Origin of the sequence: Microcoleus sp. PH2017_24_DOB_U_A (genome assembly GCF_020738205.1) — a bacterium.
In the GTDB taxonomy this organism is placed as follows: Bacteria; Cyanobacteriota; Cyanobacteriia; order Cyanobacteriales; family Microcoleaceae; genus Microcoleus.
The window spans coordinates 1-7626 of sequence record NZ_JAEQCT010000169.1; the positions used below are offsets into that span (position 1 = coordinate 1).

Sequence of the window (7626 nt, forward strand, 5' to 3'; positions counted from 1 at the left end):
AATCTCCGGCGACATAGCTACAAGCTGGAAAGCACTCGTAGGTGTCGTGACCTTACTAACGTAGCCTAGTTAAAGACTTAGACTGGCTATCTCGTCCACTTTTGTCCAGTGTTTAGCGGATAGCCCCAATGCAATAACCTTTCCTCCAATGCCCTTACCGCAATCCCATTCTTGTCTAGTTTGGAGTTGCTGTGCGGAAAGCTCGTTGAAAGCATTATTAGCTAACTTACGAGGAAAAGAAAGGGGCTCTCGAAATGAAAATGCTAGTAATTCTATTTATTTTGCATCTTTGGGCATCTTAGCTGGTTTTTTGATTTACAAATCTATTTTTATAAATATTTTAGATTTTATTTAAGTTTTAGAATACTTTCTTAATAAAAAGAGGTACAAAAACAAAACAAAAATTAACTTCTCAAATAATCTCGGTCTTTGGGTTTGGGGCTAGGATGGGTGCAGTTGATGGCTTGTGGGGTAAGTGGAGGGGGAACAAAGGCGCTAGTGGATGAGGCAAAGCGGAAAGTAAGTTGGGTTAATTGGGCCTGGGATGCCAAAATTAGACGATTTTGGATTTGAGATTTGAGATTTTAGATTAGGAAAGAGTGATTTTGCTGCGGTTTTGAGTGTTGTGTAAAAAATTGTGAATTTTTAGTAATTGAGCGGCGACGGGCGAGGGCGAGAGTCTCCGAGTGGGAGATTTGGGGAGAGTGTCGGAGTTCCGAAAATCTGACAACTGTCAACTGAGGGCGGGCACAGGGGCACCGCCCCTACCGGGAGCATTTTTGCAAAAAGCATTTTTTTTACAGTGCGAGCGTCCCCGCTCGCGTATTGTAAAATACGCGAGCTCCCGACAGCACTACAAATGCAAAACTGAGATACACCGCCCCTACCAACTGCCAACTGCCAACTGCCAACTGCCAACTGCCAACTGCCAACTGTCAACTGTCCGCTGTCAACTGTCCGCTGTCAACTGTCAACTGTCCGCTGTCAACTGCCTTCTGACGATCGGAATCTCGATCGCAAACTCAGTCCCCAGTCCAACTTCCGAAACGCACTCCAGCCGCCCCCCATGCTGTTCCACAACTAAATGATAGGAAATAGACAGCCCCAGCCCAGTCCCCTTACCTACTGGTTTGGTAGTAAAAAACGGGTCAAATAGTTGCCTGCAAATCTCATCCGGTATGCCCCCGCCGTTGTCGGAAATGCGGATCGCTACAACATCGCCAGCAACAACTTCAGTGCGAATTGTAATTGCGGGAAGAGTCAATGGAGAACTAGGAATTAACGGCGGTGGATTTTTCCCATTTCCCTTTCTCCATTGGCCCTTCTGGATTGCTTCATCCAAAGCATCAATAGCATTGCCGATAATATTCATAAACACTTGATTGATCTGACCTCCACAGCACTCGACGCTGGGCAAATTGCCGTATTCCTTAATAATTTGAATACCTGGATGTCCGCCGTGAGCTTTGAGCCTGTGCTGCAAAATCAACAAAGTGCTGTCGAGTCCCTCGTGAATGTCAACGAATTTGACGCTAGTTCGATCCGATCGCGAAAAATTTCGCATTGACAGGACTATTTGGCGGATGCGATCGGTGCCAACTTGCATCGAAGACACGATCTTAGATAAGTCTTCCACCAAAAAATCGATTTCCATATCTGCTGCTGCTTCCCTAATTTCCGAGACTGGTTCGGGATAGTGCTGCTGGTAAAGTTCTAATAGTTGAATTAATTCTTTGATGTAATGACTCGTGTGGGAAAGATTGCCGTAGATGAAATTAACCGGATTGTTAATTTCGTGGGCGATACCGGCAATCATTTGTCCCAAAGAAGACATTTTTTCGGTGTGGACTAATTGAGTTTGAGTTTGCTGCAATTTCCGCACTGTTTGCTCTAATTGCTCTGCTTGATTTTTCAAGCAGGTTTGCTTTTTCCGCAGCACTTCTTCTACTCGCTGGCGCTTGATAATATCCCGTCTTAATAATTTATTTGATTCTAAAAGTTGGGCGGTGCGCTCTTCAACTTGTTTTTTTAAGTCTTCGTGAGCTTGGTGCAGGGCTTCTTGGGCGCGCTGCCGCTCTAAAATTTCTTGCTGTAAAAGTTCGTTGGTTTTCTGCAATTGGGCGGCTCTATCGTCTACTGCTTGCTGCAAAAGCTCGATCGTCCCGTACATCTCAGATTGGTTAAAAACTTGCGGCAAACTTGTCAGAGAAACAACACCCAAAAGCTCTCCGTGACTGCCAACTACTACCAAACGGCAGACGCAATGGCGCTGCATTTCCTGGTGGGCGCGGAAGAGGGAATCGGTGGCAGATATGGAAAATAAAGGCGCACTCATGGCATCAGCCGCTGAGATTTCCGAGAGGTTTAATTCGAGGGCGTGAAATTGCACGATGTCGCGCTCGGTGACAATGCCGATCGGGATTTGATACTTTTCTATTGGTACGATCCGCTGTGGATGCTGAATTTGGTCTTCGACAATGACGACGCAATGGGATCGATTTTTGACCATGAGCTGGGCTAATTCGAGGGCTGAGGCAGTCTTTGGGGCACAAATGACTTCTTTTGTCATGACATCTCCCGCACAGCGCAAATTTGCTAGCAAGTTCACTGGTTGTAGGGCTTCGTGAATGGCTTCGCGGGTGATGATTCCGACAAGTCGCGAGTCCTCATCGACTACGGGTAAGTGCCGGATGGAGTGCTGGCGCAAGGTGAATATAGCGGTGAAAATATCTTGAGACTCGGATTGTTTGAGGGTAATGGGCGAGTGAGTCATTACCTCAGCAATTGTCAGTCCGATCGCACAATTTACCAGAGTAGTTAACTTAACGATATCCCGTTCTGTAAAAATGCCGATCGGGCGATCGTCCTCCACGACTATGACACAACTGCGCTTGGCCGTGTTCTTAAGACTCTTTTGTTTTTCGCTACAAAGCTGACAGGAGACGCGCATCGGGTTCATGAGAGCCAAGACTTCGGCGATCGGTGTTTCTGGAGCCACTGTCAGGGGATGGCGATCGATCGATCGATCTAAAGGTGATAGATCGATCGGTGCGCTGTTGGGTTCTACAGGGGATGCTGGTGGTTTAATTGCGAGCTGGGGGACTGAATCTAAAAAATGTTGTAAATCTTGTTCTTGTAGCATAGTGATTATTAATTTTCCTTAATGAATTGTTACAATTTGGCGGACATGAGTTGACAGACTTAGCATTAATTAAGTGGAAGAAGGAACCGAAAAACGGATACCGTGCCACGTAGTCCTATAGTGGTGAGCTCCAAATTTCAGATCCTAGTTCAAGCTTCCAGATTGATATATGGAGTAAATCTCAAATCTCAAATCGGCTGACAGATACTTTGCCAAAAACCCGTTATTTAATTTTTATTTGTTTAATTCCTATGTCGTGGACACCATTAAATCATCGAATTCATCATTTGCCGCTGATTCTTGCAGGCCCGATTTTGCGCCGAATTGAAACTGGGGGCGTAACTGTTTGGCTGGCTTTGAAAGCACCCCGTCAAGTCAAACTCAAGGTTTATGCGACTGAGGGCGGCACTGGTGAAATTGTCGGTACGCCCTTGCTGCAAGGTGCTAGCTCTACTGTGCGGCTTGGCAAATACCTGCACGTAGCGGCCGTGACTGCTAAACCAATCGACAGAGATATCTTGACATACGGGCAAATTTATGCTTATGACATTGAGTTTGCGGGGAGTCAGGAGTCGCCGTCGGTGGGAGTCCCAGAAAATGAGCAGGAAAATCTCCTTTCTTGTTTGTGGCCGACTGCTGCTGATTTGTCAGTTTTGGGGCCGCAGACGATCGGTTATTTCGCTCACGGGTTGCCGACTTTTGCCCTGCCACCAAGGGATTTAAACTATTTGCGTATAGTGCACGGTTCTTGTCGCAAGCCCCACGGAGACGGCAGAGATGCGCTGCCAATCTTGGATAATTCGATCGAACAGTTTGCAGGTATGGCAAATTTCCGCCCCCACCAACTGTTTTTAACGGGTGACCAAATTTACGGCGATGACGTTGCCGATGCGATGCTGTGGGCCTTGACTGATGCTGGCGATACACTGTTGGGCTGGGAAGAGAATCTGCCCCTGATGAATGATGCCCAAATAAAAAAGAATTTGTGTACCAGTATACCTAAGAAATCGGAAAAGAAAAATGTAATTCGCCAAGAGAGGGAAATTTTTAGAGAATCGCCAATTCAGAAAGCGTCTGATGCTGAGTCTGAATACAAAAAACCAATTGAGTTGCAGCCGGGGACTCGCAGCGATATTGCTAGAGATTTTGGCGGTTTTACGGCGATGTTGGTGAATAAACCGGATAAGGCTAAAAGTCACTTGTTTGGTTTGGGCGAATATTGCGCGATGTATTTGTTAGTTTGGTCTCCTGTGCTTTGGTGCGATAGTTTTCCGAAGGGTAACGATATTTGTCAAGATTCTAAGCAAGCAAAAGTCTGGGATAGAGAAGTTGTAGAACTTGACGGTTTTTGTCGCAATTTGTGGCGAGTGAGGCGGGCGCTGGCTAATATTTCTACTTATATGATTTGCGATGACCATGATGTTAGCGATGATTGCTTTTTGAATCGAGAGTGGTGTTACCGGGTGTTGGGGAAGCCGCTGGGCCGCCGGGTGGTGCAGAATGCTTTGCTGGCTTATGCTGTGTTTCAGAGTTGGGGAAATACGCCCGCACAGTTCGAGTATGGAAGAGTAGGAGATAAGTTATTAAAAGCTGCTAAAAAGTGGTCGGATTCGGCGGGGACTGATGTTGGTGTTTGGGAGGATGCTGCTGGGTATTTGGGGATTCCGGCGGTTGATATTGAAACTGGTTTGCCGAAGTTTAAGTTAGATGAAGATGTTTTGATTTTGGATCGAGATGATGAGGTTTTGAATTGGCATTTTACCGTGAGAAGTTTTAAGCATGAGGTGATTGTGCTGGATACGCGGACTTGGCGGGGCTATCCGCCCGAAAGTGCGATCGCCCCGCCGATGCTTTTGACTCACAAAGGTTTTGATGAGCAAATTCAGCAGCCTTTGCGGGAGACTGAGTTGCTGAATAAATCTGGGGAATTTGCGATCGAGGCGACGCTGGTTGTGGTGCCGACTAATTTGGTGGGTTTATGGATTATTGATGCGGTGCAAAGGCGGGATGTGGAACAGGGAAAGGTTTTTAATACCGATGCGGGGGATGCTTGGAATTTTCATGAGTTGGCTTTTGTGAAGCTGTTGTCGGAGTTTTTTAAGCAGCGCGATCGGGTGATTGTTTTGACGGGGGATATCCACTATGCTGGTGCTGTGCGGTTGAGTTATTGGTCGGATTGTCATTTTGGCGATTCTCGCTCTGAGATTGAGCGTTTACCGTCTGTATCTGGGGTGAATGGAGAGTTGAAAATTGCGAGTCAAAGATTGTCTGTTTTGGCGCAGTTAACGGCTAGTGCTTTTATTAATGAGGAGTGGACAACTCATGTAATTCATACTAAGATTAAGTCGTTGTTTCCTGAGCGATCGCACGAACGTTTGGGATGGAATGAGCCGCTGGAGTTGGTGAAGATTCCGAGGCGTGGCAGGAAGAAGGCTGTGGCTGCTGTTGTGAGGGATAGGCAATCTTTGCCTGATTGGGGTTATCGAGTTGACTGGATGAAGCGGCAAAGATCTCGGGTGTTTTTGCAGCATGAAGATGGTAATTCGTCAAGTATATTACCTAAAAATAAACTGTTGTTACTGTTGCGTCGTTTGTGGAATTTGATAGCGCTGTTGTGGCGGAATCGGTGGCTGCAAGAGGGTGATGAGATTGTGGGTTATGGCAATATTGCGATCGTCAGTTTTGAGTGGCCTGCTGAGGGTGATGGGGAGAAGGCGGTGATTCAAAGTGTTTATTGGCGGCCGCTGTGGGCACCGGATAGTGTGGTTTACAGTCAGTATTTTGTGCCGTTGGGATTGGATGGGGATGATTAGTTTCTAATCTGTCCGAAGAGAGGAACGAAGCAATCCCAGAAACCCGGCGGTTGGAAACCCGGCGGTTGGAAACCGCGGCTACACAGACAAAACCCGCCTCCGCGGGTTGAAGATTCCGTTATTTCTTAGTCCGCGGAGGCGGACATCGTTTGTGTAGACGCGGTTTCCAACCGCCGGGATTTCAACGATAACAGATTCGCCCATCCACACAAAACCCGATCGCCCATCCACAAAAAACCCGATCGCCCATCCACACAAAACCCGATCGCGAGGCCCCAGAAACCGGGTTTTTTCGACAATACTCGATCGCACGCCACAAATTCGGCCAAAAACCCGGTTTCTTTGTCGGAGTCGGTAAATCCCATGCACAAAAAATGCGATCGCCCATCAACCAAAAACCCGGCGGTTGAAACCCAAAAACCCCGGCGGTTGAAACCGCGGCTACACAGACAAAACCCGCCTGCGCGGGTTGAAGATTCCATTATTTCTTCGTCCGCGGAGGCGGACATTGTTTGTGTAGACGCGGTTTCCAACCGCCGGGTTTCTAACCACCCAACAACAACTCCTGAAACCGCGCATCACCCCGAATCCCATCAAAATCCGCATCCATTTTCGCTAACTCTCGATATTCTTCCGGTTCCAATTCAATCGCGCGCCGCAAATTTTCCACTGATAACTCAACATTATCTTGCAAGGCGTAAATGCAAGCTTTGCCACCATAAGCATTAGCATAATCCGGGTTAATTTCTAAAGCTGTATCCAAATAATCTATCGCTTCCTCATAGCGACCTAATGTCATCAAAGTATAAGCTCGATTATGCAATATATGACAATAATTTGGTTCCAATTCTAAAGCTCTATCATAGCTGGATATTGCCTCTTCAGCGCGTCCAGCCCTTCCCAGCGCAATGCCGCGCCAAACCCATAAATAAGCTCGATCGGGTTGAATTTGGAGCACGAAATCAAAACAGCAAATAGCTTGTTCGTAGCATTCTGAATTGCATAGCGCTTTGCCTTGTCTGCTCCAAAAATCGCAGTCATCAGGCTGGATACTCATCGCTCGATTCCAGCTTGCGCGGGCGGCATCTTGACTGTCACATTTCATCAACGCCAAGCCTCGGTGAAACCAAAATTCTCGGTTTTCTCCTTCTATTTCGATAGCTTTGTCAAAACTGGTGACAGCTTCTTCACAGCGCTGCAAATTGTCCAAAACCTTACCGAGTTCAAACCACACAACAGCCGCATCCGGCCTCAATTCTGCAACTTCAGTTAATTTCGATAACGCTGCTTCATACTGTCCTTGTTTTGCCAGCAGTAAACCCTTGTAAAACAAAGTAAGCGGATTATTTGGCTTGTAGGGAAACGGCATTGTCGTGTCCCTACTATGTCCCTGTTTCATTCCCTCCAATCTCAGGAAATGCACCCGTCCCCATGAATCGCCCGCTACAACTGTCACCCCATCAGGCGCAAAAGCACAGCATTTAAACCCATATTCTCCGCTGAAACTAGCAACCTCTTTACCTGTGAGCAAATCCCAGATTTTCAGGGGATCCAAGAAAGCGGAAATCGCTATTTTGCCGTCTGGTGCGATCGCCACTGCACTTACCCTGTCACTATGACCGGTGAGAGTTTTCAGTTCCCGGCCTGTCTCGGTGTCCCAGATTTTCAGGG

Annotated in this window: 5 protein-coding genes; 1 reads left to right on the forward strand and 4 read right to left on the reverse strand. The window is 47.1% G+C overall.

The annotated features are described in order from the left end of the window. Positions 1-797: 797 nt before the first annotated feature. Positions 798-932, reverse strand: a complete 135-nt coding sequence (locus JGK07_RS31815; protein WP_293178250.1) for a hypothetical protein — start codon at positions 930-932, stop codon at positions 798-800. A 38-nt stretch (positions 933-970) separates the two neighbouring features. Further along, positions 971-3142, reverse strand: a complete 2172-nt coding sequence (locus JGK07_RS31820) for a CBS domain-containing protein (protein ID WP_293178253.1) — start codon at positions 3140-3142, stop codon at positions 971-973. A gap of 251 nt (positions 3143-3393) precedes the next feature. Between JGK07_RS31820 and JGK07_RS31825 the strand changes: the two genes are divergently transcribed. After that, on the forward strand, positions 3394-5955 hold the full coding sequence (locus JGK07_RS31825; protein ID WP_293243522.1) for a PhoD-like phosphatase: 2562 nt from the start codon (positions 3394-3396) through the stop codon (positions 5953-5955). Positions 5956-6080: 125 nt separating this feature from the next. Here JGK07_RS31825 and JGK07_RS31830 read toward each other — a convergent pair whose 3' ends face one another. Both JGK07_RS31830 and JGK07_RS31835 read right to left on the reverse strand, forming a co-directional pair. Next, positions 6081-6437 (reverse strand): hypothetical protein, encoded by a 357-nt coding sequence (locus JGK07_RS31830; RefSeq protein WP_293199285.1) that lies wholly within the window; start codon positions 6435-6437, stop codon positions 6081-6083. A 62-nt stretch (positions 6438-6499) separates the two neighbouring features. Further along, a partial coding sequence (locus tag JGK07_RS31835) for a tetratricopeptide repeat protein (protein WP_293192345.1) occupies positions 6500-7626 on the reverse strand: 1127 nt, incomplete at its 5' end.

Coding starts and splice junctions, on each gene's coding strand:
- JGK07_RS31825 (WP_293243522.1), top strand. CDS start 3,394: ATGTCGTGGACACCATTAAATCATCGAATTCATCATTTGCCGCTGATT.
- JGK07_RS31830 (WP_293199285.1), bottom strand. CDS start 6,437: ATGGAATCTTCAACCCGCGCAGGCGGGTTTTGTCTGTGTAGCCGCGGT.
- JGK07_RS31820 (WP_293178253.1), bottom strand. CDS start 3,142: ATGCTACAAGAACAAGATTTACAACATTTTTTAGATTCAGTCCCCCAG.